Genomic DNA, 20,007 nt, shown 5'->3' on the forward strand with positions numbered 1-20,007 from the left:
ACAGATCTTAATTTTATAAAAAATATAATCTGTACAGGCAAATTGCAATTAATCTTTTTTCAGATTCTCATTGATCAGAAATTCAACCAGTGCTTTCTGTGCGTGTAAGCGGTTTTCTGCTTCATCCCAGACAACAGCATTTTTGTGGTCGAGCAGATTTTCAGAAATTTCTTCACCACGGTGTGCTGGTAAGCAATGCATGAACAGACAGTCAGGATGAGCAAGATCCATCAGTTTTTCATTGACCTGATAGTCGGCAAATGCTTTTTCACGGATTTTCTGTTCTTCTTCCTGTCCCATGCTTGCCCAGACATCAGTGACAATCAGGTCAGCATTGACTGCAGCATCTTCGGCAGAGTCCACCAGTTCAACACAGTGAGCAAATTCGGAGAGAAACTCAGGTTTTGGCTCATAGCCTTTTGGTGATGCGATTTTCAGGGTAAAGCCCCACATATGTGCTGCTTCAACATATGAATTACACATATTGTTGCCGTCACCAATCCATGCAACGGTTTTACCTTCAATTGAACCACGGTGTTCAATGAATGTCTGCATATCTGCAAGCAGCTGGCAAGGATGATGGTCATCAGTCAGAGCATTGATAACAGGAACTTTTGAGTAGGAAGCAAAACGTTCAACAATGTCATGACCAAAGGTACGGATCATGACGATATCCAGCATGCTTGAAATCACACGTGCTGAATCTTCAATCGGTTCACCGCGACCCAGCTGGGTATCACGTGAAGAAAGGAAAATAGCACTGCCACCAAACTGGCTCATGCCTGCTTCAAACGATACTCGCGTGCGGGTGCTCGATTTTTCAAAAATCATACCCATCACTTTACCAACAAATGGCTGAAACACTTCATTGTTATGCTGTTTGCGCTTGAGTTCGATTGCGCGTTGCAGAATCTGGTTCAGTTCCAGGGTTGATAAATCGCGTAAAGTAAGGAAGTGACGTAGAGCCATGGTTACTCCACAATAATTGCTGAATCAGAAAAGAACAACAATTAGTTGTTGGTTGGTTAATGGAAAAAAAGGAATCGGTAAATATACTATATGAACAGAAAAATGCAAAAAAAATTAGACCTATTGATGACCGTCGAGGAACCTGTCCACGCAGTAATGGATATAGTTGATGGTTTCCTGTTCATCTTCATCAACTTTCATATTCATCAGAATACGCCATTCCAGCTCACGGATAATACCAAAATAAAACTGAGCCGAAAAATCAGGTCGAGGACAGTTAATGAGACCTGCATCGTGTGCCTGAGTCAGTGCATTGGAAATTGAACACTGAATATGCTTGGGACCCTGTTCAATAATATAGTCTGCAAGTGCTGGGTTTCGCTGTGCCTGTTCCAAAATCAGACGAAGAAATGCTGCATTTTGAGGTAATACAATATGTCTTTGAAAGTTAATCAGTGTCTGAAAGAGATGGATCCGTAAATTTGAACAACTCCTATAAGTGATATTCTGCTCCTCAAATGATGTTATAAACATCAATATATGGAGTATTTTATGGCACGTAGACCAAGAAGAAATCATTCAAATGATTTTAAAGCTAAGGTAGCACTTGCTGCGATTAAAGCAGAAAAAACACTTGCTGAATTGAGTGCTGAGTTTGATGTTCATCAAAACCAAATTATTGACTGGAAAAATCAATTGATCTCAGCTTCCTCGCAAGCTTTCGATCAATCAAAAGCTCCAACAGAACCACCCATCGATCTAAAAAAACTACATGCAAAAATCGGTGAGCAGGCATTAGAAATTGATTTTTTAGAAGGTGTGTTGAAGAAACTGGGCCGCTTCAACCACAAAAGTTAATCGACGACTCACTTCAGATTTCAGTATCTAAGCAAGCTAAGCTGCTGAAAGTCTCCCGTGGTTGTTATTACTATCGCCCAAAACCTGTGAGTGCATCAGATCTGAAGCTGATGCGATGTATTGATGAATTACATATGCAATATCCTTTTGCAGGCAGTCGTATGATGCGTGATTTGTTGAATCGTCAAGGACATCATATAGGACGACGTCATACACGTACTTTAATGAAGAAAATGGGTATTCAGGCGTTATATTGCAAACCAAATTTAAGCCAGGCTAATCAAGCTCACCGTAAATATCCATATCTGCTCAAAGGGTTGGCTATTCAGCGCAGTAATCAAGTGTGGTCTACGGATATAACGTATATCCCTATGGCAAAAGGCTTTGTTTATTTATGTGCTGTGATTGATTGGCATAGCCGCAAGGTACTTGCGCATAGGGTATCGATTAGTATGGAGGTGGATTTTTGTATTTCGGCTTTAAATGAAGCGATTGAAAAATATGGTCGACCTGAAATATTTAATACAGACCAAGGCAGCCAGTTTACCAGTGATGCATTTATTGATGTATTGAAATCAAATGGCATTCAAATCAGTATGGATGGTAAAGGTCGATGGGTAGATAATGTGATGGTTGAACGATTATGGCGGAGCGTTAAATATGAAGAGGTGTATCTCAAAGCTTATAGCAGTGTCACAGATGCGAAAAAGCAATTAAGTGCATATTTTGAGTTTTATAATTTGAAACGACCTCATTCGAGTCTAGACAAAATGACACCAAATGAGTTTTACTATGATCAGCTACCCCAACAAAACAAGGTGGCTTAACTAGAGCGGAATATCACTTATAAATACGCTTTTAGTTGTTCAAACAAGTGGGACCACCTCTGAATCAGGTACTGTCGTAAATCATCCAGTTCGCAGTTGAACGGTCGGCAGATGTCAGTAAAGAACTGTTCACGTCTGTAATCGCAGATCGCAGTAAATAAGCCTTCTTTATTGCCAAAAAACTTGTAGATGGATGCTTTTGAACCACCTGCATGATTGACAATATCATCAAGTGATACAGCGTCATAACCACGCTCCAGAAACAGTTCGTTGGCGCTGAGCAAAAGAGCAAGGCAACGTTCATGACCGCGCCGGGTCTGCGGCTGATCACGAGTGGTGTTAATGGTTTCTGGTTGAGTTGTAGACATATTCAATAGGACTTTACGGATAGAAGCTGAATGAAAACAATTGCAATTATAGCAAATGTATGTACACATTTCCTGAAATTAAAGCAATCTGAATCATTTACTCACAAATATGAAACTCCGAAATAACAATATATATTTGTTGAATATTTGACTAAAGTTTTAGAGTATAGATTCTAAAAAGTCATAGCTCGATAAAATTTTATGGATATACTCAAGCCTCAATAAATTGAAGTGATAACTGTGGAAGGGAATATGACAGAACAATCGTCTGCAGGTTTGCGATTCAGACAAGCGCTGGAAGTGGAAAAACCATTACAAATTATTGGCACGGTCAATGCTTATGCAGCAATGATGGCGAAGCAGGTAGGTTACAAAGCTATTTATGTTTCAGGTGCCGGGGTCGCAAACTATTCTTATGGTCTACCTGATTTAGGCATGACCAGTCTTGACAACGTACTGGAAGATGTCCGTCGTATTACAGAACGTGTAGATACACCATTACTTGTAGACATAGACACAGGCTGGGGTGGTGCATTCAATATTGCACGTACTGTGAAGCAAATGATTGCTGCCGGTGCTGCTGCTGTGCATATTGAAGATCAGGTGGCACAGAAACGTTGTGGTCACCGTCCAAATAAAGAGATCGTTTCCCAGCAGGAAATGGTTGATCGTATCAAAGCTGCGGTAGATGCAAAAACTGATTCCAACTTTGTGGTGATGGCACGTACCGATGCACTGCAGAAAGAAGGTTTACAGGCTGTAATTGACCGTGCGTGTGCATGTGTGGAAGCGGGTGCAGATGCAATCTTTGCTGAAGCGATGACTGATATCACGATGTATAAAACAGTCTGCGATGCTGTTGGTGTGCCGGTACTGGCGAACATTACTGAGTTTGGTGATACACCTTATTACACTACTCAGGAACTGGGCGAACAGGGCATTTCAATGGTGCTTTATCCATTGTCTGCAACACGTGCAATGCAGAAAGCTGCACTTGAAGTATTCCGTTCAATCCGTGAAAACGGTACGCAGGTCAATGTGCTGGACATTATGCAGCAGCGTAAAGAACTTTACGAATTCCTCGATTATCATACTTTTGAAAATACATTAGACAAACTGTTCACAGAAGGAAAATAAAAATGGCTGAAGGAAAAGTACTCACAGGCGCAGGATTGCGTGGTCAGGTTGCAGGTAAAACTGCATTATCAACTGTTGGTAAAAGTGGCGCAGGCTTAACTTACCGCGGTTATGATGTTCAGGATCTTGCAGAGAACTGCCAGTTCGAAGAAGTTGCATACTTAATTTTCTTTGGTGAATTACCAACGACTGAACAGCTTGCAGCATATAAAGCAAAATTAAAATCGCTTCGCCAGTTACCACAGGCATTGAAAGAAGTACTTGAGCGCATTCCTGCGGATTCACACCCAATGGACGTGATGCGTACAGGTGTATCCATGCTCGGTAACATCGAAACTGAAAAATCATTTGATGAGCAGCAGGATGTTGCGGACCGTATTTTAGCGACTTTACCTGCAATCATTTGCTACTGGTACCGTTTCAGTCATGATGGCGTACGTATCGAAGAAAACACAGATGATGATTCAATCGGTGCTCAGTTCCTTCACTTACTTCGTGGTGAAAAACCAAATGAACTGCATGAGCAAGTGATGAATGTATCACTGATTCTTTATGCTGAGCATGAATTTAACGCATCGACATTCACAGCGCGTGTATGTGCATCGACCTTATCTGATATGCATTCATGTATCACAGGTGCAATTGGTTCACTTCGTGGTCCACTTCATGGCGGTGCAAACGAAGCTGCAATGGAAATGATCGAAAACTGGACGTCTCCTGAAGAAGCTGAGCGTGAAATGCTGGGTAAACTGGAACGTAAAGAAAAGATCATGGGCTTCGGTCATGCGATCTACAAAGACAACGATCCACGTAACGGCATCATCAAAATCTGGTCTGAAAAATTAGCAAAAGACGTTGGTGATACAGTTCTTTATCCAGTGTCAGTACGTTGTGAAGAAGTGATGTGGCGTGAGAAGAAACTGTTCTGTAACGCAGACTTTTTCCATGCGTCTGCATACCACTTTATGGATATCGCAACCAAACTGTTCACACCAATCTTCGTGATGAGCCGTGTGACAGGTTGGGCAGCGCATGTGATGGAACAGCGTGCAGATAACCGTATTATTCGTCCAAGTGCGGATTATACTGGTCCTGAACTGCGTAAAGTTGTGCCGATTGCAGAACGTTCAGCTGCATAAACTATCATTCAAGATGTAAATAAAGCCTCACTTGAGGCTTTATTTTTTTGTCTTTTAAATATATAAAAAAATTTTAACCATCTAAAAATAAAATGCTTTTCAGTGAGATAGTTATATTTTATACCGAGTATAAAGTTGAAAAGACTGATTGTCAGGAAATGACATAAAAATGTCTGAAAATGATAAACGTTTCTTTATATGATAGCCATATTAAAGTCAGATACAGCAGATTTTCCCTGGTTTGATGTATCTGACTTTAATACATCAACTGAGCATTGATGATCCTTTATAGCCACTGAATCAGTGGCTTTTCTTTTTTTGAATGATCAATATTTTCAACTTCAGGATGTTGTGAGTTGTATTGTTTAATTCTGTTTTTTTGAAATATCTTTCATCAACACTTTGCAAACCTGCAAAATTCCTTTAGTTTTAAATCATCTGCAAAATGGCACTGACGATATAAATGAAATGGGATGATGTGGGTGACCAGCCGTGTTCGATTGCACGGACACTTTCGGTGATTGGTGACCGCTGGACAATGCTGATATTACGCAATGCTTTTATGGGTATTCGACGTTTTGATGATTTTCAGCAGAATCTGGGCGTGACTAGGCATGTACTGTCAGACCGCCTGAAAAGACTAGTTGAATATGAAATCCTGGTCAGAACACCATATATGGACAGACAGGAAAGATTTGAATATCGCCTGAGTGAAAAAGGACTTGAGCTGTATCCGGTATTACTGGGGATGGCAGCCTGGGGGGATAAATGGATGGATGAAGGAAAGGGTCGACCTGTCGATTTCATCCATAAAAGTTGTAATCATTCATTCAGCCCGGTGGTTGTCTGTTCAGAATGTGGTGAACCTGTTCACGCAAGACAGGTTAAACCCGTATTTACTCAGGTGTATCATCAGTTCGTAGCGAGCCATGATAAACAGGCGTGAACAGCATGATCATGTTTCTATAAGCAGTTTGCAGGCTTAGGAATTCCAGCAAGTCTGCTTAAATGCCGTGCAACAAGTCCGGTGTTGAAGCGTTCCTGTAAAACTGCATTATCAATCTCAGGACCAATTGTTTTCATGAGAAATTTAATCAGAGGGCGGGTCGCAGGTGAATGTCCAAACTGTTGATAGAACTGTCGTACAGCCATCAGAATTTCGATATGCCATTCACTGAGTTCAAGATTCAGACTGTCAGCCAGTTCCTGAGCGACTGTCTTATCCCAGACGGTATGATCAATCAGATGACCATCCTGATCGAGTTCTAATTTCATAAAAAACCTTTATTTAAGTGTAATGCACTGTTTGTACTGAAGACACAGATCAGCAAATTCAGAATAATTTAAAATATTAAGATCAGTTGTCTGACGGTCACAGAAGATTTCTGCATCATTTTCCAGAATGTAAATTTTTTTGAGCTGTTTCAGAACCGCTTGGTCTGAGAAAAGTATAGCTTCGCCCATCAGTACAACACTGTCGTCTGATGTATAAAGTTGCAGGACTTTATTCAGCATATTCGCTGTGTTGCTATAATCAGACTGAATCAGGTACAGAACTGGAGATGTCATTAAAGTTTCCTGAAAAATTACCAATAAAGGACATGATCAAACTGTTGAATAAAATCATGATTAAATTCGATAAATTCAATTTCCTGCTGACTCTGGCTGACAAAGGGTGAAAGTCTGTCTTTGCTTTCAATATAGACAGGTGTAAGGTCATAAAATTCGAAGCTTTCCACCATTCCAGAGGCAACTTTAAAGGCGTGCTGAAGTGAGTTGAACTCCAGGTCTGTTCTGAGCAGGCTGAGCGCAGCATCCTGTAACAGAATCTTTACCTGGCTGCCAAAGGTTGCCAGTACCATTGCAGCAGACAGGCTTTCATGTACCTGAAGACTGTTCAGATTTGAATGGGTCAGAATAACAAGAACAGATTTCACACAATTCACCTTTGAAAAACAACATATTTCATAAAAGAGACGGCTTAGAATTGAATCAGTCGCTGTGCAGATTCGACAGCATCAGCAAGTTCACCCAGTCCAGTTAACTCAAAACCCAGGCTTAAATTGTGCAGACTGAGTTGATGGCGTTGTGCATTTTCAGCATCTGTTATTCCTCTGCTGAGCGCAGCACTGACACACACCGGCAGGTGGATATCCAGTTTCAGCCATTCAGCTGTCAGATTTCGCTGGTCATCAGGCACCCAGTTCAGACTGTTGGCAACATGGACACCATCCTGATAAAAGAAGACTCTGAATTCTTCATTTTTTTCTTTGAGTGACTGTGCAAGACCAAGCGCATGCCAGGCATGAATGGAAGTAGGAGCAGCTGTAATCAGTAATAAAGTACTCATTGAATTTCACACAAAAGAGTGTCACTTTTACAGTGACGACAAGACTTTGATAAGAAGAGACAGTATACAATGATTTTAGGTGACAATTTACTACCTTAAGATTTATTTAATAAATATTTTAAAAAATAAACCAGTAAAAACAATGTATTATAAATAAAAATAAATCCAGGTTGAAAAAATCATGCTTTAAAACTGGTGCATAATTGAGCGCATTTTGTACTTTTTTTCTAAATTTAAGTTAAAATAAAAGCAAATCTGCACCAGATCTACACCAGAAATGAAGCTACCAAAAGCAATTCAACGCGGGTCCAGTTGGCGGATCACAGTCACGTTTCAGAACAGACGTTACTCAGCTACAAGAGATACACCAAAAGAATGTGAGCACTGGGCATCACTGAAACTTCTGGAACTGAAAACCGGTAAGGCAGATCTGGATAACGGTATCAAACCGGCATACCCATTCAGTCAACTCTGTGAGAAATACTATCAGGAACATGGTAGACATATGCGGTCCGCTCGGACAATTATACTCAAAATAAAAAACCTTGAGCGGATTGCACCAAATATTGCTGAAAAATCTATCTATGATTTTAAACCTGCAGATATTGTGGAGTGGAGAAATAACCGAAAAAAAGTAGTTAAGGTTGCTACAGTCAGAAATGAGCATGCAATTTATTCAGCTATTTTTACCTATGCAATGAAAGAACTCTTTTTAATTGAGTCGAATGTCTGGCATTCAGTTCAGATGCCTGGTAAGGAAAAATCAAGAAATCAGAGAATCACACTGGAAGATCAGCAGATATTGCTTAAAGCTCTTGAGTGGAATGGTGATACTACACCGGTTAAGTCAAAGCATTACGTTGCCTGGGCATTTCTGTTTGCGATTGAAACGGCAATGCGGCAGGGTGAAATCCTGGCGATGAGAAAGGCTGACTTAAGAGAGGGCTTTATTTATTTGCCTATGACTAAGAATGGTGAGTCTAGGAGCGTACCATTATCCAGAGAGGCAAAACGGTTACTTTCATTGTTACCGGCTGATGCGGATGAACTTGTTCCACTGAGTAAGGATATCTGCTGTACAACCTGGGTAAGAGCAAAAAAGAGAGCAGGTCTGAAACATATTAACTTTCATGATTCGAGGCATGAAGCTATCACAAGAATGGTCAGGATCCGAAAGCTGCCTGTAGAGGTTCTGGCGAAAATTACCGGACACAAGACAATAGGGATATTGATTAATACTTACTATAATCCGGATGCACAGGATCTGGTTGAGATGTTCAATGACAGCGAGAGTTAATTAACTCTCGGTCTGCCTCTTTTGCTTTTTGCTGTCAGTAATTCATGCGCCCGACGTGGGTCATATAGAGCTTTCCCTTGAGTACCCTGATTTATACTGGAAAGCTTATCCCGAATGGTTGCAGCGCAAAGATCATATTTTTCAGCCAACTTTGAAGCCGAAACAAGTTCAACCTCAATTTCTTTTAATTCTTTAACAATCCCGCCACCGATATTTTGGCCAAGTACAACATGTGGTGGTGCACTGGATTCAACTACAATCACGTATTTCTGTAATGCTCCCATTTCAATCCTCCAGTCTCATGTGGTCTGTTTTTTCATGGAGCCTTTTTAATTCTGTGATGGAATTCATCATGATCTCCAGGTGGCTTCTTTGAATTTTGCATCAGTGATCAGATGTTCAACTTCACTTGCATTTACGTTATGAAAAATATGATCCATCTTTATCCCGAACACATGAAGTGTCCGGGTAATGGTTGAGTATGTGAATTTCATGAAATCACCTCAGTCGCTGTCTGAAATGCTGCAGTGGATTCAATTCCATTGGCCATTTCATTAATCATCCTGATTAACAGGTCTGCTGTGGCTTTGGGTGGTAGCTTACATGAGGACAGGAAGCATCCAATGGCATTTCCGCAGATGCAGAGTGCAAACTGTTCTGCAATGATTGAATGATTCTTGCTGAGTTCGCCGTGTACAGGGGCAATGATCTTTCTGAAAATCTGCTCAGCAACCTGTTCAGGTGTACCTTCAAATTCAAGTTCAAATGATTTCATTTTTCTGCTCCCATACTGAGCTGATATTTAACGGTCATTGCTGTCTGATGTTCCATTTCATCCGTACAGCCGCGTAAACTGAGCAGGGCAATGCTGAAGAAGCAAACAGCCACAATTGCACCGGCACAGATGTTTTTCAGTGTGGTGGACAGGATATCTCTCCAGTCCAGTTTTGCTGGTGCAGAGGGTTGCTGATAAAGGATCTGAGTTGTTTGACTTTTTGGGTGTATTTTTCGCATAATTATCTCGCTGTTAAGGCAAAGCACCCATGAGTTCGAAGGCAGGGGTGCTTTTTTATTGTTTACAAGCTTAATATAAGAAAACTTATTTTAATGGTCAATACTTTTGTAAGAAAAATTGTTATTATTTTTTAGAAAACTTATTACATGCTTTAATATCGTGGAGGTTTCTTGAAAAATCAGGATGGGTCTTACAATGAATGTAAAGTGGCAGTCTTCAGAAAACTATGTGAACAAAGAATTTCTCGATAGAGAGGGAACTACAAAACTTATTAAGACTGTAGAGGTCGGCTATAAGGCTGTCAGCATTGGTACAGGCAGGAATAAAGATGGTGGTATAGAAATTAAAGGTTTTTCCTTTTTCTGTGATGATCTTATAGTTTATGCAGAAATGCCTCAGGATGAATTTATATTGGGTTTAAATAAACATACATATTTAGAATTTAAGCGTGTGGTAAGTGAGCGGAATGAACCTTTTAAAGACCGATTCCGATTGATTGGAGTGCGTTCGGTAGATTCTCTAGACCAGCATCAAGTAATTTTGTTGCAAGGTGTGTTATTAGATCAGACGGTAAATTATTTATCTCTGAAATAACAGAGCTCTTTTGATCTACTGTTAAGTTTGATGCCTCAACCTTGGAAATAAGCAGTGCTTTGAATTGCTCTTCATCAATTTTTATAAAAACAGTGTTGAGTTTTTTGTTAAGTTCGCATGTCAATCCACCATTTTTTTCAAGATAGTCAAAACCTTTTGCTGTTAATTCGGCATATCCAAAGATATCATCTAAATTTGTACAGTCCCTGATGATTAATCCATGTGTTATTAAATACTGTACGTTATATTTAATTTGATCTTCACTGAACTGTTCTGTTAAATCGTCAAGATACAGTGATGAGCCATTTGATTGTTCATCACGGGTTAGCCTTAGTATTTTTATGAAAATTTCTTTGGTAATCAATTCTTATCTCCGCTGATCTGTTTTTAAGGGGTGGAAAGTTTTTTTATAAATAATAAATTTTAACCTGAACTGGCTGGGATATTTTTAACTCTTTCGGACTCGCTTTGATCGTGAACCACCTAATGGCCTAAAAGCATCAATCACAAGCCCTACGAGTTCCATGCCATCTTCAAATTCAATGATATTTGGTTGGAAGTTAGGATTAAGTGCCTGCAGATATCGACGATCATCACTTTCAATTACTAATTTCTTAAAAGTCGCATCTGCATTATTTCTTACAACAATAAGGTCGCCTGAAAGTAAATCAGAAACACTAAAATTAGGGTTTATTAAGATGTAGTCACCTTCAATGTATGTTGGATAATTACTGACACCCATCACTTTTAAATAAAAACAATCTTCAGGATCATCTGAGCTTAAAGGTGGCAACCATTCAGCTACTTCTACTGGATTTATTTCCTCAACCGAGGTCATTGAGCCAGCCTGAACCCATGACAGTACAGGCAATAGTCGTTTGGTTACAGGAGCTACATTTGACGAAGTACCAGGCGAGTCACCTTTACCTGTCAAAATATATTCAGTTGAAACATCAAACTCATTTGCCATTGCCTCAAGTGACGCAGCTTTAGGTAAGTAGCTGTCTTTCTCCCACTCTGTTACGGCAGGCGAACTTACTCCTGCAATCTTTGCTAATTGCGCTTGAGTTAATTTTTTCGAACGTCTAAGCGCACGGATGCGCTGACCAATAGTTTTGTTTTCCATATAAGTTATCTTACATATTGCTTTTATAAGATTTCTTTGATTAAATACTAAGAAATCTTATTAATAGGTGGTGAAATGACCAAACAAGAGGCCTTTAAGTTGCTCAAGGTCAATGGTGTTGGACTGGCTAATCTTTTGGGAATAGAGCCATCAGCAGTTTACCAATGGCCTGAAAATAAAATTCCTTTAGCGCGTGAATATCAAATTCGTGATTTGGCGAATGGTAAGGAACCAATTAAGCATCAAGCCACTTAAACGAATTATTGAACTTTCAGAAAACAAAATAAACGTGAAAAACTTCAAGGATTCACACATGACAGAGAAAACAATAAGTAAAGAGGCTCAGAACGGTCTGTTTCAAATGATCCGAAATACAGACGGGATCTCAACTTCTGATATTGCACAGGTTGTTGGTGATGTTCAGAACACCATCAGCAACTATGCAAACGTGAATATGCCGAATCATCTGCCGAGCTTAAGAAAGTTTGAGCAGATTCTTTATTACACCCGCAATCCCGCCGTGCTGAAAGTATGGGCGCATGAAATCGGATACATGCTTATTCCTTCAGAGCATACGCTATGTAACGCACGTCAGATTGGGGTGATTGAATCATTGCTGAACTTCAATGTCGGAAGTGGTCAGGTCAATCAGCACGTGCTTGATGCCTGGGCTGACGGGGTGATTACACCATCTGAACTGGCTGATACAGCCAATACTTTAGAAAAGCTTGAAGAAGATCTTCGGAGCCTAAGAAAGTCACTTGAGACTCAGGCTGCTAACTATCTAACGGCAATTAAAAAAGAAAAAGCCTGATCTCGGCAATCAGGCTTTTAGTAATTCAAAACTTAGGAGCATTGAATATGGAATCAACTGTAGCACAACAAAATAGTAAAGACAATCAACAGGATTTTATCGTCGGTGATGTTGTTGTTTATAAAAAACCACATATGACATCTGAGCTACGGACTGTAGTTGGTGTATTTGGTGAACGAGTAATGATCGCTGATCAGGAGAACCGTTTCAGTGAAGGCGTGAATATTCGCACAGCAACAGTTGCTGAATTAAATGCAAAACGTCGCTTAACCAAGGTTGAACAAGCTTTAGCGGAGGTTACATGAACAGTCATTTTCGAAAACAGGCTGATCATCGTCATCAGGCACAGATTCAGTCTTTCTATGAGCCGACATTAAGGTTGCTCATTGAGGTTTATGAACGTAAAAAGAGCAATCTTAGAAGCAAAGGCTATGACGAGAAGAATGCGGCAGTGACTCGGATTGAACTGTCTCAGAAGATTGCCTCCAGATTGAAGATAACGATCTGGTTGGCAGAACAGGTAATCACCAGTCTGATCAGAGCTGACAGAGTTATTTCATTTGGTGGGTATGTGAAACCAAAAGGAGAGAAGCCATGAGCCTTGATGCCACTACATGGGCATGGAGAGTAATCCTGAAAGAAAAACAGGGTGGTGCCCGTATACCGCTTAAACGTCTGGTTCTGCTTTCACTTGCTGACAGAGCCGGTGAAGATCATACCTGCTATCCAAGTATGCAGCGTCTGGAAAAGGACACAGGACTTGAACGCAAAACTGTTCTGAAGATCATTGCAGAACTTCAGAAAGATAATCTGATTGCAGATACCGGTGAAAGAAAGGGAGCAACCCGCCGTGTCAAAGTCTACAAACTCAAAGGTGTAAAAGGCAGGGAAACAGTGCCGGAAACGGAACTGTTACAGGATAAAAATTTGTCTGAAACAGTACCAACAGCGGAACAGTACCAAAAACGGAATCATTCCGTTAACGGCACTTTGAATAGTGCCAATAACGGTACTTTGAATAGTGCCGTTAACGGGACACAGAATCTACCAAAGAATCTACCATTAGAATCTAAAAACAAAAAAGACTGGATTTGCCTAAAAACACTTCGTGAGGAAATTGTTCTTGCCGATCCCGACGTGGATGTCGAATGCATCCTGACTGCCACATGGGGGGACAGGGAAAAGCGGGCATTTGAAAATTACAACGCAGGAAAGAATCTCTGTGATTCTCTGATGAACTTCCACTTTGCTGACTGGCTGCTGAACGCATACAGAACCAAGTACTCAAAACCTGCAGGGACAGCATCATCAGGTTCACCTGCTGCGAAGATTCCTCAGGAACTCACGATCAAGCAGATTGTCCTGTTCGCTCAGAAACTTGCTCACCACGGCGAGTTTGCAGGCAAGTTCAGTGATCCTGGTGATACCTACGACAAACTGGTTTCAAAAATTGCGATGAAACTTGGAAACCCTGTTCAGGCTAAAAAATGGGAACCATACCTGAGACAGGTCGGGTATGAAGGCGTACTGCTGGGAGAAGCGTCATGATTATCGGAATAGATCCAGATCTTGAAAAATCAGGAGTGGCCATACTTGGAAAAACACTGGAACTGAAAAACCTGAATTTTGCTGAAACCGTTGAGCTATTCAGAACTCAGCAGGATCTGATCAGGAAAGTTGTGATTGAAGCAGGATGGCTGAACAGGAAATCCAATTTTCATGGATACAGCAAACAATCCAAAAGCGCAGGAGAGCGCATAGCGAAGAACGTCGGAGAGAACCATGCTACAGGGAAACTTCTGGCAGAGATGGCTCAGTCACTTGGTCTGGCTGTTGTACTGGTTAAACCTGTACGGTCAAAACTGAATGCTGAGGATTTCAACAGAATTACAGGATGGCGGGGCAGATCCAATCAGGAACAGCGTGATGCAGGCATGCTGATCCATGGGATGAAATAAGGAGATGGGGATGAATGTGGCAGCAGAAATTGAAGTAATGGATTGGTCAAAGCGTTCAGCCCATCAGTGGCTTGAACAATATGGTATTTGGGTACGATCCGCTAAATCAGTGGTATCAGCTAACCCTTTGGCAATGCTGATTGAAAAGAATGACACTACAAGAATCAGGGCAAGCAAAACATCAATGCCATGTGAAATTTCAGATTCAGAAGCTGTAGAGGTCAGCCAATTGCTTGCGAAAATGCATAATGATAAAAGGGAGTATTTAGCAGAGCGGGCTTGGTTTTTGATTTTAAAGTTTGAAAATAACTGGTCTGATCAGACCATTGCAAATACACATGGATGCAGTCGAGCAAAAGTGCGTTCTGAAGCAGAAAAGGGCTTAGCTTATTTGGATGGAAAAATTGAAGCCTTATGTGGTTGACTTGGCAGCCATGTTTGTATAAATTTAGTGTATGGTGGCAAGTTGTTATGACCTGCACCAATATAATATAAAAGCTCGCCAAATGGTGGGCTTTTGTCTTTAATGCTTCACATAAATTGGGGATAATCATTATTTTTGAGATTTCCCCTGTATGCCTCTTATTAATGTTAAAAATTTAGACAATTCCCTGAAAGAAATTCAATCACAGGGTAAAAAGCCTGAAAAAATATTAATAAGCTATAAAGCTTATGGAGAACTAATGAATGATCGTAAGTTTTCAGATGAAGTGACTGGTTCGGCAATGGATCCAAATAAAAGGAAATACAAAAATATTAAAATTAAGGTGACGCAGGATTCTTATCAGCTTGAAATCAAAAGCTCAAGCAAGAGCGATACTCATCTTTAAAATCAAGCTCTTCGTGGATGTAAAGTTTATATACCCAGTCATAACAGAACGCTGGGTATTTTTTTATTCAGTTGATAAGACCACACCAAAGCCTGTAATTGTCAGGTCGAGTTGAAGCTGGCACAGTTGTTTGGTTGGTATGTCACGATATGGCAGTATGCCTGCTGTATGGAGATAATTTCTTGTGATCCACATAGTATTTAAAGCTCACAGAAATGTGGGCTTATTTTAATGCTTAAAATGCTATAATGGAAATAAAACAAAGGTAGTTTTTTCCATGTCAGAATCTCATAAATATATTTACACTCAGTTCAGTACATTTGGTTCACTACCTACGCATAAGGTATATTTAGTTAATGCAGAAGGAAGAGCTAAATTTATATTTGCAGATAATACATTTATATATGGGAATATTTCGGATTGGGCACTAATTCATTCAGGCCTTGATTCAAGAAAATCATTATGGTCTGAAGAACCAGAATCCTTTTTGAAGAGTGAAAAAATCAGATTACAAAGATATAGAGATTTACATCCAACTTTTGTAACCGAATCTAATAGTGGTCATATTTAGATAATTATTGATATAAAGTTTACCATCGGTCTTAATATTTGAAATTAAATTTGCTATGTAATGATTTAAAGCGTATAAAGTCACTTCGTTGATGCGGGATGGAGCAGTCTGGTAGCTCGTCGGGCTCATAACCCGAAGGTCGTTGGTTCAAATCCAGCTCCCGCTACCAACGAAAAAAGATTTAAAGTTTATAACTCAGATTGCTCAATGCTTTCTGGGTTTTTTTTATGCCGATTGATTTTACTTGTAGAAGTTTAATTGATATGTTTTTTCATGCTGGGCGAATTCAAACATGAGGTGCGACAGTTTGAAAAGTCTTATGATAATCAACAAGCTGAGCAAATTTCTCTAATGGTGTAAGCCAATCTAACGCTTTTCTAGGACGAGTATTCAGTGACATGGCAACTTGATTTAAATAATGCTGATCTGCCTGATTTAAATCAATCCCTTTAGGTAAATATTGCCTAATTAAACCATTCATATTTTCGCATGTGCCTTTTTGCCAGGGTGAATGTGGGTCACAGAAATATACATCTATGCCTAAATCTTCTTCAAGTATTTTATGTTCTGCCATCTCGCGTCCACGGTCATAGGTCAACGTTTTACGCAGTTCTGCAGGTAAATATTTCAGAGCTTCAGTTAAAGCCTTGCGCACTGATTCTGCCTTTGCATCAGGTAATGTTGCCAAGATACAGAGCCGTGTATTTCGTTCAATAAGTGTTGCTATCGAACTTTTATTGTCTTTACCTTTAATTAAATCAGCTTCCCAATGACCCGGTATTTTTCTTTCTTGAACTTCGGCTGGGCGCTCATGAATAGTTTTAATATCCTGTAATATAGAATCTTTTTTAGGTTCACCGTTAGCTTTTCGCTTTTTATTTTCATGACGCAGACAGGATAATAAGTCTTTTTTCAACTCACCCTTTGGTAATGCTCGTATCGTTGAATAAATCGTTGTATGGCTTACATTCATTGTTTGATCCAAATCAGGAAATGTCTTTAAACGTTTTGCTATTTGCTGAGGAGACCATAAACAACGGATCGCTTCAACAATAAATTTCCAGAGGATTGAATCGATTTTGAGTTTTCTGTGACCACGTCTACGTCTAGCGAAGGTGTTATCAGAAGCATATCGAGCTTGATAAACGTCATTGATGCTATTTCTTTTAAGCTCACGATAGATCGTACTAGGATGTCTTTTAATGAGTTCAGCAAATTTTCTGGCTGAAAAGCCTTCTTTTCTTGACTCAAGCATTAATGCAGTACGATCTTCAAAGTTAAGATGATGGTATGACAATTTTATATACTCCATAAACCCTTTAAATTAATTAGGTGGTTTATGTCGCACTTCAAGTTTTACTCTGCCCAGATTATTAATGATTTTTTCTTATATAATAATTAAATTTAGATTTAAATAGGTTATAAGGTAAGGATCTGTTATAGTGGGTTTGATCGAATCCGTAAGCGGAACGGTAGTGTTTGAGTTGTTATAGGAATTGCGTATTCCCTTCAAATATCAGGTGTTCGCACCGAATTCAAACAGTTAACGCATAGCATGAATTCGCATCATGCCGATCAAGGGAGGCCTGCTGCTATTTGTGGGTTTCCTTTAAACTATCTTCTCAAGATACTAATTTAATTTTTATATCTTTTTATTGATTTCACAGCTACTGTAAATTTCATAAGTTTAAATATCTTTTTGAGTGAATTATCCTCAACTTACTATTGGTTTTTATCTTTAAATACTTTGTTGTTTACAAAAGCTCATTATATGGGTAATTAAATGAACATTAAAAATGGCTGGACAACCGCCGCAGCTCCTAATGGCGATGTTATACGAGTAAACATCATCCCTTTAAATAAAGTTCAAAGCACAATGACTGGCATAACTTGGGTTGAGGTTACAAAACAGGTTCAACTTGAGTCAGGCAAAAAAATTGAACTGAATTTAGATGGCAAATCTTTTTATACTGAACTGAATAAGCTTTATAAATTGTATTCTTAATTATTCAGTATTATTCAATTCATCATAGAGTAAGAGTTTTATTTTATTTTTTGTTTTTTTAATTTTATTAAACTTAAGGTATTTCAGCTTTTTCTCAATCACAATAATCTACAAGGGAAAATATATGTCTAATTTATCAACTGGCACTGTTAAGTGGTTCAATGATACAAAAGGGTTTGGTTTTATTGAGGGAGATAACGGCAATGAAGTTTTTGCTCATTTTTCTCAAATTATATCAAATGGCTTCAAAACATTAGCCGAAGGTCAACGTGTTCAGTTTTTAGTTTCTAAAGGACAGCGCGGCTTACAGGCAAGTGAAATTGTCGCGATTGATAATTAAATTATGAATACTTCATTAGAAAAAGTGCTGGTAAATGTGGTTGATCAACACGGTGCTGTATACACAGTTGACGCAATGTGTGAAAGATCAAATGATGAGCCTAATAGTTTTGGTGATTGTATTCGCTGCATAAATATAGATGATGAAATAATTAAGCCTAGCTTGGATCTTCATTTCCATAGCAATAAAACTGGGAAAGTTTTTAAGTTATCTTGATTGTTTATTAACTGTAATTTAAATATGGCTACTACAATACTTCAAGTAAGGGAGAAGCTTGACCCTGTACAAGGGATATGGCATATTCCTTTCGTAGTGGACGGAGTTATTGTGGTCCACTGGATAAACCTCGCATTTGCGGGGTTTTGTTTTATAGGGATATGCTACAAATGAAATGGATTTTACCACTGACACTTATCGTGTTGTCTGGGTCAGGTTTTGCTTATGACATTACACATTACTCAGGCCAGTGTTTTACAGTTGATGAGAAAAATGCTCAATCCTGTGCGATCCAGCGAGGGGTAGGTTCAGGTGGTGGCTTTATTTATCTGGAATTTGCTCAAAAAGAATACCTGATAGAGCAATCAACTACATGTGGTGGTAATTGTAAGCACTATCTGGGTACAACTCCTGAAGATGTTCTTTCAGCCAAAAAGTATAAAAAAGGTCAATGGAATTGTTTTAAGCAGGAACAGGGCAGCATGAATGTTTGTTATACAGTTTCTAAATAGTATTAATGGTTGAAATATATGAAAAGTATAATGGTGCTTTTATTGACAATGGGGTTGTCTGGCTGTGTTCTATCACCTACTGGAACAGTATCCGGTAGTGCCAGCAGATATGAAACAAATCGGGATCAAATGAGCTCGTATGTTGGTTTATCAAAGCAGGAGTTAACTGCTAAGTTAGGTAACCCAGATAAAAGGGGAACGATCAGATCAAATTCAGAAATATGGATATTTGAAAAGCAAAACCCTTTTACGATTGTCGGATGTAGCTATGCATTTCAGATTGATGATGGTGTTGTAGTGAAGTGGGGGCAAAAAGGCTGTCCGATCCGTGACAATAAAAAAGACTACAAACAGGTTCCAAAGAGCACCCCTGTTCCTGAGCCAACACTGGATATCTTTAATTTACCTGAGATGAAGTACAACTGAACCTTATAATTCTGGATGTTAAGGTATTTTGTCTTATAATCCAGAATTATTTTGTCTTTTGACAGTGAATATTTCCATTGAAGAAAAAGATTGAATTTGAACTTTTGATCAATTTTAATGCTGATTTTATGATTGAATTTACCTAATTTCAGTGAGATAACAATAATAAATAACATACAAGAAGATTATTTATGACTTCTCCTGTCGAAAAGCGTTCTTTAGCTCAAATCTATTATTTTGTTAATGAAAAGCCTGGCTTTAGAGAGTTATCTAACTTTGATAAGGCTGTTATCTATTTCAAATGTCTCCACATGGGAAGTGATTCATCTTTCTTTGTAGAGCCCAGAAAACACCTCTTACATGGAGATTTTGGTGGCATCAGAACTATTGCACTAAATTTCATACCAAATTTCTCAGACAATGCTGCATTTTTAACCTGGGCTTACAATGAGTTGTATATCAAAAAAAGATAATGAATCACATGAATTTTCCTTGAACATACATGCGGTATACATCTTTTGGTAAAGTCTGTATAATTTCAACCGCTTAACAGCACCTTGTATCAGCGCAAATGATAAAGGCGAAGCTCCGTAGATATCTATGGGGCTTTTTTTAATGGGATGGAAATTTACAGAAATAAAAACAGTTTCTAATA

General features: G+C 39.1%; 33 protein-coding genes, 1 tRNA gene and 1 pseudogene. 21 read left to right on the forward strand and 14 right to left on the reverse strand.

Annotated elements, in window-relative coordinates; translation table 11 throughout:
• Positions 1–48: 48 nt before the first annotated feature.
• Together argF and CDG60_RS18600 are read right to left on the reverse strand one after the other, a co-directional pair.
• Complete coding sequence (gene argF / locus CDG60_RS08465) at positions 49–969, reverse strand: ornithine carbamoyltransferase (protein WP_087511688.1); 921 nt, start codon at positions 967–969, stop codon at positions 49–51.
• A gap of 120 nt (positions 970–1,089) precedes the next feature.
• Entirely contained in the window at positions 1,090–1,365 is a 276-nt protein-coding gene (locus CDG60_RS18600) for a TetR/AcrR family transcriptional regulator C-terminal domain-containing protein (protein WP_406565301.1), read from the reverse strand.
• Positions 1,366–1,521: 156 nt separating this feature from the next.
• Here CDG60_RS18600 and CDG60_RS08475 point away from each other — a divergent pair.
• Positions 1,522–2,654, forward strand: a protein-coding gene (locus CDG60_RS08475) for an IS3-like element ISAba14 family transposase (protein ID WP_223155595.1) whose coding sequence is annotated in 2 segments (ribosomal slippage) — positions 1,522–1,774 and positions 1,774–2,654 — 1,134 coding nt in all. Because the reading frame shifts where the segments join, the coding sequence is not laid out codon by codon here.
• 59 nt (positions 2,655–2,713) lie between these two features.
• Here the strand turns inward: CDG60_RS08475 and CDG60_RS08480 are convergent.
• Positions 2,714–3,022 (reverse strand): annotated as a pseudogene (locus CDG60_RS08480) (TetR/AcrR family transcriptional regulator); the annotation flags it as partial.
• A gap of 252 nt (positions 3,023–3,274) precedes the next feature.
• Here CDG60_RS08480 and prpB point away from each other — a divergent pair.
• From prpB to CDG60_RS08495, 3 genes are all read left to right on the forward strand, one after another.
• The gene (gene prpB / locus CDG60_RS08485; RefSeq protein WP_087514408.1) at positions 3,275–4,159 is read left to right on the forward strand and encodes a methylisocitrate lyase; all 885 of its coding nucleotides are present in this window, start codon (positions 3,275–3,277) and stop codon (positions 4,157–4,159) included.
• Positions 4,160–4,161: 2 nt separating this feature from the next.
• Entirely contained in the window at positions 4,162–5,298 is a 1,137-nt protein-coding gene (prpC, locus tag CDG60_RS08490; RefSeq protein WP_087514407.1) for a bifunctional 2-methylcitrate synthase/citrate synthase, read from the forward strand.
• A 463-nt stretch (positions 5,299–5,761) separates the two neighbouring features.
• Entirely contained in the window at positions 5,762–6,244 is a 483-nt protein-coding gene (locus tag CDG60_RS08495) for a winged helix-turn-helix transcriptional regulator (protein WP_087514406.1), read from the forward strand.
• Between the two features lie 17 nt (positions 6,245–6,261).
• On the opposite strand, the gene CDG60_RS08500 is transcribed toward CDG60_RS08495, so the two are convergent.
• The 4 genes from CDG60_RS08500 to tusD are packed head-to-tail and all read right to left on the reverse strand — an operon-like array spanning position 6,262 to position 7,648.
• Positions 6,262–6,573, reverse strand: coding sequence for a TusE/DsrC/DsvC family sulfur relay protein (locus tag CDG60_RS08500; RefSeq protein WP_087514405.1), 312 nt, complete (start codon positions 6,571–6,573; stop codon positions 6,262–6,264).
• 9 nt (positions 6,574–6,582) lie between these two features.
• A complete protein-coding gene (locus CDG60_RS08505; RefSeq protein WP_087514404.1) occupies positions 6,583–6,867 on the reverse strand; it encodes a DsrH/TusB family sulfur metabolism protein in 285 nt (94 codons plus the stop codon).
• A gap of 17 nt (positions 6,868–6,884) precedes the next feature.
• Positions 6,885–7,235, reverse strand: coding sequence for a hypothetical protein (locus tag CDG60_RS08510; RefSeq protein WP_087514403.1), 351 nt, complete (start codon positions 7,233–7,235; stop codon positions 6,885–6,887).
• 44 nt (positions 7,236–7,279) lie between these two features.
• Positions 7,280–7,648: a sulfurtransferase complex subunit TusD gene (gene tusD, locus CDG60_RS08515; protein ID WP_087514402.1), complete on the reverse strand. Its 369-nt coding sequence runs from the start codon at positions 7,646–7,648 to the stop codon at positions 7,280–7,282.
• Positions 7,649–7,925: 277 nt separating this feature from the next.
• Here tusD and CDG60_RS08520 point away from each other — a divergent pair, with 277 nt between their 5' ends.
• The gene (locus tag CDG60_RS08520) at positions 7,926–8,945 is read left to right on the forward strand and encodes a tyrosine-type recombinase/integrase (protein WP_087514401.1); all 1,020 of its coding nucleotides are present in this window, start codon (positions 7,926–7,928) and stop codon (positions 8,943–8,945) included.
• On the opposite strand, the gene CDG60_RS08525 is transcribed toward CDG60_RS08520, so the two are convergent.
• The 6 genes from CDG60_RS08525 to CDG60_RS08545 form a co-directional block, all read right to left on the reverse strand.
• Positions 8,942–9,229, reverse strand: a complete 288-nt coding sequence (locus tag CDG60_RS08525) for a DNA-binding protein (RefSeq protein WP_087514400.1) — start codon at positions 9,227–9,229, stop codon at positions 8,942–8,944. The two genes, CDG60_RS08520 and CDG60_RS08525, sit on opposite strands and share 4 nt — an antisense overlap.
• Before the next feature lie 66 nt (positions 9,230–9,295).
• Positions 9,296–9,439, reverse strand: coding sequence for a hypothetical protein (locus CDG60_RS18290; protein WP_171405441.1), 144 nt, complete (start codon positions 9,437–9,439; stop codon positions 9,296–9,298).
• Positions 9,436–9,720: a hypothetical protein gene (locus CDG60_RS08530; RefSeq protein WP_087514399.1), complete on the reverse strand. Its 285-nt coding sequence runs from the start codon at positions 9,718–9,720 to the stop codon at positions 9,436–9,438. The genes CDG60_RS18290 and CDG60_RS08530 overlap by 4 nt, the downstream gene beginning before the upstream one ends.
• Positions 9,717–9,959 carry a hypothetical protein gene (locus CDG60_RS08535; protein WP_087514398.1) on the reverse strand — a complete coding sequence of 81 codons (243 nt, stop codon included), beginning with the start codon at positions 9,957–9,959 and terminating at the stop codon, positions 9,717–9,719. The genes CDG60_RS08530 and CDG60_RS08535 overlap by 4 nt, the downstream gene beginning before the upstream one ends.
• 476 nt (positions 9,960–10,435) lie before the next feature.
• Entirely contained in the window at positions 10,436–10,918 is a 483-nt protein-coding gene (locus tag CDG60_RS18160) for a hypothetical protein (protein WP_160117009.1), read from the reverse strand.
• An 84-nt stretch (positions 10,919–11,002) separates the two neighbouring features.
• Positions 11,003–11,680, reverse strand: coding sequence for a LexA family protein (locus CDG60_RS08545; protein ID WP_087514396.1), 678 nt, complete (start codon positions 11,678–11,680; stop codon positions 11,003–11,005).
• A 75-nt stretch (positions 11,681–11,755) separates the two neighbouring features.
• On the opposite strand from CDG60_RS08545, the gene CDG60_RS08550 reads away from it, so the two are divergent.
• The 10 genes from CDG60_RS08550 to CDG60_RS08595 all read left to right on the forward strand — a co-directional run bounded on the left by CDG60_RS08550 (position 11,756) and on the right by CDG60_RS08595 (position 16,022).
• Positions 11,756–11,935: a Cro/CI family transcriptional regulator gene (locus tag CDG60_RS08550; protein ID WP_087514395.1), complete on the forward strand. Its 180-nt coding sequence runs from the start codon at positions 11,756–11,758 to the stop codon at positions 11,933–11,935.
• A 58-nt stretch (positions 11,936–11,993) separates the two neighbouring features.
• Positions 11,994–12,494: a phage regulatory CII family protein gene (locus CDG60_RS08555; protein WP_087514394.1), complete on the forward strand. Its 501-nt coding sequence runs from the start codon at positions 11,994–11,996 to the stop codon at positions 12,492–12,494.
• 47 nt (positions 12,495–12,541) lie between these two features.
• Positions 12,542–12,799: a hypothetical protein gene (locus CDG60_RS08560; RefSeq protein WP_087514393.1), complete on the forward strand. Its 258-nt coding sequence runs from the start codon at positions 12,542–12,544 to the stop codon at positions 12,797–12,799.
• Positions 12,796–13,092, forward strand: a complete 297-nt coding sequence (locus CDG60_RS08565; protein WP_087514392.1) for a hypothetical protein — start codon at positions 12,796–12,798, stop codon at positions 13,090–13,092. Before CDG60_RS08560 ends, CDG60_RS08565 begins: the two co-directional genes overlap by 4 nt.
• Positions 13,089–14,042, forward strand: a complete 954-nt coding sequence (locus CDG60_RS08570; protein WP_087514391.1) for a helix-turn-helix domain-containing protein — start codon at positions 13,089–13,091, stop codon at positions 14,040–14,042. Before CDG60_RS08565 ends, CDG60_RS08570 begins: the two co-directional genes overlap by 4 nt.
• A complete protein-coding gene (locus CDG60_RS08575; RefSeq protein WP_087514390.1) occupies positions 14,039–14,452 on the forward strand; it encodes a hypothetical protein in 414 nt (137 codons plus the stop codon). The genes CDG60_RS08570 and CDG60_RS08575 overlap by 4 nt, the downstream gene beginning before the upstream one ends.
• A gap of 10 nt (positions 14,453–14,462) precedes the next feature.
• Positions 14,463–14,876: an antiterminator Q family protein gene (locus CDG60_RS08580; RefSeq protein WP_087514389.1), complete on the forward strand. Its 414-nt coding sequence runs from the start codon at positions 14,463–14,465 to the stop codon at positions 14,874–14,876.
• 151 nt (positions 14,877–15,027) lie between these two features.
• Positions 15,028–15,282 (forward strand): hypothetical protein, encoded by a 255-nt coding sequence (locus tag CDG60_RS08585; RefSeq protein ID WP_087514388.1) that lies wholly within the window; start codon positions 15,028–15,030, stop codon positions 15,280–15,282.
• 277 nt (positions 15,283–15,559) lie between these two features.
• On the forward strand, positions 15,560–15,853 hold the full coding sequence (locus tag CDG60_RS08590; protein WP_087514387.1) for a hypothetical protein: 294 nt from the start codon (positions 15,560–15,562) through the stop codon (positions 15,851–15,853).
• A gap of 92 nt (positions 15,854–15,945) precedes the next feature.
• A tRNA-Met gene (locus tag CDG60_RS08595) sits at positions 15,946–16,022 on the forward strand.
• 117 nt (positions 16,023–16,139) lie between these two features.
• Here the strand turns inward: CDG60_RS08595 and CDG60_RS08600 are convergent.
• Positions 16,140–17,165, reverse strand: coding sequence for an IS30-like element ISAba125 family transposase (locus tag CDG60_RS08600; protein ID WP_010326927.1), 1,026 nt, complete (start codon positions 17,163–17,165; stop codon positions 16,140–16,142).
• 471 nt (positions 17,166–17,636) lie between these two features.
• Between CDG60_RS08600 and CDG60_RS08605 the strand changes: the two genes are divergently transcribed.
• The 6 genes from CDG60_RS08605 to CDG60_RS08630 all read left to right on the forward strand — a co-directional run bounded on the left by CDG60_RS08605 (position 17,637) and on the right by CDG60_RS08630 (position 19,825).
• Entirely contained in the window at positions 17,637–17,858 is a 222-nt protein-coding gene (locus CDG60_RS08605; RefSeq protein ID WP_087514355.1) for a transposase, read from the forward strand.
• A gap of 124 nt (positions 17,859–17,982) precedes the next feature.
• Positions 17,983–18,198 carry a cold-shock protein gene (locus CDG60_RS08610; protein ID WP_087514354.1) on the forward strand — a complete coding sequence of 72 codons (216 nt, stop codon included), beginning with the start codon at positions 17,983–17,985 and terminating at the stop codon, positions 18,196–18,198.
• Positions 18,199–18,201: 3 nt separating this feature from the next.
• On the forward strand, positions 18,202–18,414 hold the full coding sequence (locus tag CDG60_RS08615) for a hypothetical protein (protein WP_087514353.1): 213 nt from the start codon (positions 18,202–18,204) through the stop codon (positions 18,412–18,414).
• A 170-nt stretch (positions 18,415–18,584) separates the two neighbouring features.
• A complete protein-coding gene (locus tag CDG60_RS08620; RefSeq protein ID WP_087514352.1) occupies positions 18,585–18,926 on the forward strand; it encodes a hypothetical protein in 342 nt (113 codons plus the stop codon).
• A 129-nt stretch (positions 18,927–19,055) separates the two neighbouring features.
• A complete protein-coding gene (locus CDG60_RS08625) occupies positions 19,056–19,352 on the forward strand; it encodes a hypothetical protein (RefSeq protein WP_160117011.1) in 297 nt (98 codons plus the stop codon).
• A 191-nt stretch (positions 19,353–19,543) separates the two neighbouring features.
• Positions 19,544–19,825: a hypothetical protein gene (locus tag CDG60_RS08630; RefSeq protein ID WP_087514350.1), complete on the forward strand. Its 282-nt coding sequence runs from the start codon at positions 19,544–19,546 to the stop codon at positions 19,823–19,825.
• Positions 19,826–20,007 lie beyond the last annotated feature (182 nt).

Source organism: Acinetobacter chinensis, assembly GCF_002165375.2.
Classification (GTDB): Bacteria; Pseudomonadota; Gammaproteobacteria; order Pseudomonadales; family Moraxellaceae; genus Acinetobacter; species Acinetobacter chinensis.

Coding starts and splice junctions, on each gene's coding strand:
- CDG60_RS08495 (WP_087514406.1), top strand. CDS start 5,762: ATGAAATGGGATGATGTGGGTGACCAGCCGTGTTCGATTGCACGGACA.
- CDG60_RS08625 (WP_160117011.1), top strand. CDS start 19,056: ATGAGCTCGTATGTTGGTTTATCAAAGCAGGAGTTAACTGCTAAGTTA.
- tusD (WP_087514402.1), bottom strand. CDS start 7,648: ATGAGTACTTTATTACTGATTACAGCTGCTCCTACTTCCATTCATGCC.
- prpC (WP_087514407.1), top strand. CDS start 4,162: ATGGCTGAAGGAAAAGTACTCACAGGCGCAGGATTGCGTGGTCAGGTT.
- CDG60_RS08585 (WP_087514388.1), top strand. CDS start 15,028: ATGCCTCTTATTAATGTTAAAAATTTAGACAATTCCCTGAAAGAAATT.
- CDG60_RS08575 (WP_087514390.1), top strand. CDS start 14,039: ATGATTATCGGAATAGATCCAGATCTTGAAAAATCAGGAGTGGCCATA.
- CDG60_RS08550 (WP_087514395.1), top strand. CDS start 11,756: ATGACCAAACAAGAGGCCTTTAAGTTGCTCAAGGTCAATGGTGTTGGA.
- prpB (WP_087514408.1), top strand. CDS start 3,275: ATGACAGAACAATCGTCTGCAGGTTTGCGATTCAGACAAGCGCTGGAA.
- CDG60_RS08500 (WP_087514405.1), bottom strand. CDS start 6,573: ATGAAATTAGAACTCGATCAGGATGGTCATCTGATTGATCATACCGTC.
- CDG60_RS08605 (WP_087514355.1), top strand. CDS start 17,637: ATGAACATTAAAAATGGCTGGACAACCGCCGCAGCTCCTAATGGCGAT.
- CDG60_RS08565 (WP_087514392.1), top strand. CDS start 12,796: ATGAACAGTCATTTTCGAAAACAGGCTGATCATCGTCATCAGGCACAG.
- argF (WP_087511688.1), bottom strand. CDS start 969: ATGGCTCTACGTCACTTCCTTACTTTACGCGATTTATCAACCCTGGAA.
- CDG60_RS08560 (WP_087514393.1), top strand. CDS start 12,542: ATGGAATCAACTGTAGCACAACAAAATAGTAAAGACAATCAACAGGAT.
- CDG60_RS08620 (WP_087514352.1), top strand. CDS start 18,585: ATGAAATGGATTTTACCACTGACACTTATCGTGTTGTCTGGGTCAGGT.
- CDG60_RS08580 (WP_087514389.1), top strand. CDS start 14,463: ATGAATGTGGCAGCAGAAATTGAAGTAATGGATTGGTCAAAGCGTTCA.
- CDG60_RS08530 (WP_087514399.1), bottom strand. CDS start 9,720: ATGAAATCATTTGAACTTGAATTTGAAGGTACACCTGAACAGGTTGCT.
- CDG60_RS08590 (WP_087514387.1), top strand. CDS start 15,560: ATGTCAGAATCTCATAAATATATTTACACTCAGTTCAGTACATTTGGT.
- CDG60_RS08535 (WP_087514398.1), bottom strand. CDS start 9,959: ATGCGAAAAATACACCCAAAAAGTCAAACAACTCAGATCCTTTATCAG.
- CDG60_RS08630 (WP_087514350.1), top strand. CDS start 19,544: ATGACTTCTCCTGTCGAAAAGCGTTCTTTAGCTCAAATCTATTATTTT.
- CDG60_RS08520 (WP_087514401.1), top strand. CDS start 7,926: ATGAAGCTACCAAAAGCAATTCAACGCGGGTCCAGTTGGCGGATCACA.
- CDG60_RS08610 (WP_087514354.1), top strand. CDS start 17,983: ATGTCTAATTTATCAACTGGCACTGTTAAGTGGTTCAATGATACAAAA.
- CDG60_RS08525 (WP_087514400.1), bottom strand. CDS start 9,229: ATGGGAGCATTACAGAAATACGTGATTGTAGTTGAATCCAGTGCACCA.
- CDG60_RS08545 (WP_087514396.1), bottom strand. CDS start 11,680: ATGGAAAACAAAACTATTGGTCAGCGCATCCGTGCGCTTAGACGTTCG.
- CDG60_RS08555 (WP_087514394.1), top strand. CDS start 11,994: ATGACAGAGAAAACAATAAGTAAAGAGGCTCAGAACGGTCTGTTTCAA.
- CDG60_RS08505 (WP_087514404.1), bottom strand. CDS start 6,867: ATGACATCTCCAGTTCTGTACCTGATTCAGTCTGATTATAGCAACACA.
- CDG60_RS08570 (WP_087514391.1), top strand. CDS start 13,089: ATGAGCCTTGATGCCACTACATGGGCATGGAGAGTAATCCTGAAAGAA.
- CDG60_RS08615 (WP_087514353.1), top strand. CDS start 18,202: ATGAATACTTCATTAGAAAAAGTGCTGGTAAATGTGGTTGATCAACAC.
- CDG60_RS18290 (WP_171405441.1), bottom strand. CDS start 9,439: ATGAAATTCACATACTCAACCATTACCCGGACACTTCATGTGTTCGGG.
- CDG60_RS08600 (WP_010326927.1), bottom strand. CDS start 17,165: ATGGAGTATATAAAATTGTCATACCATCATCTTAACTTTGAAGATCGT.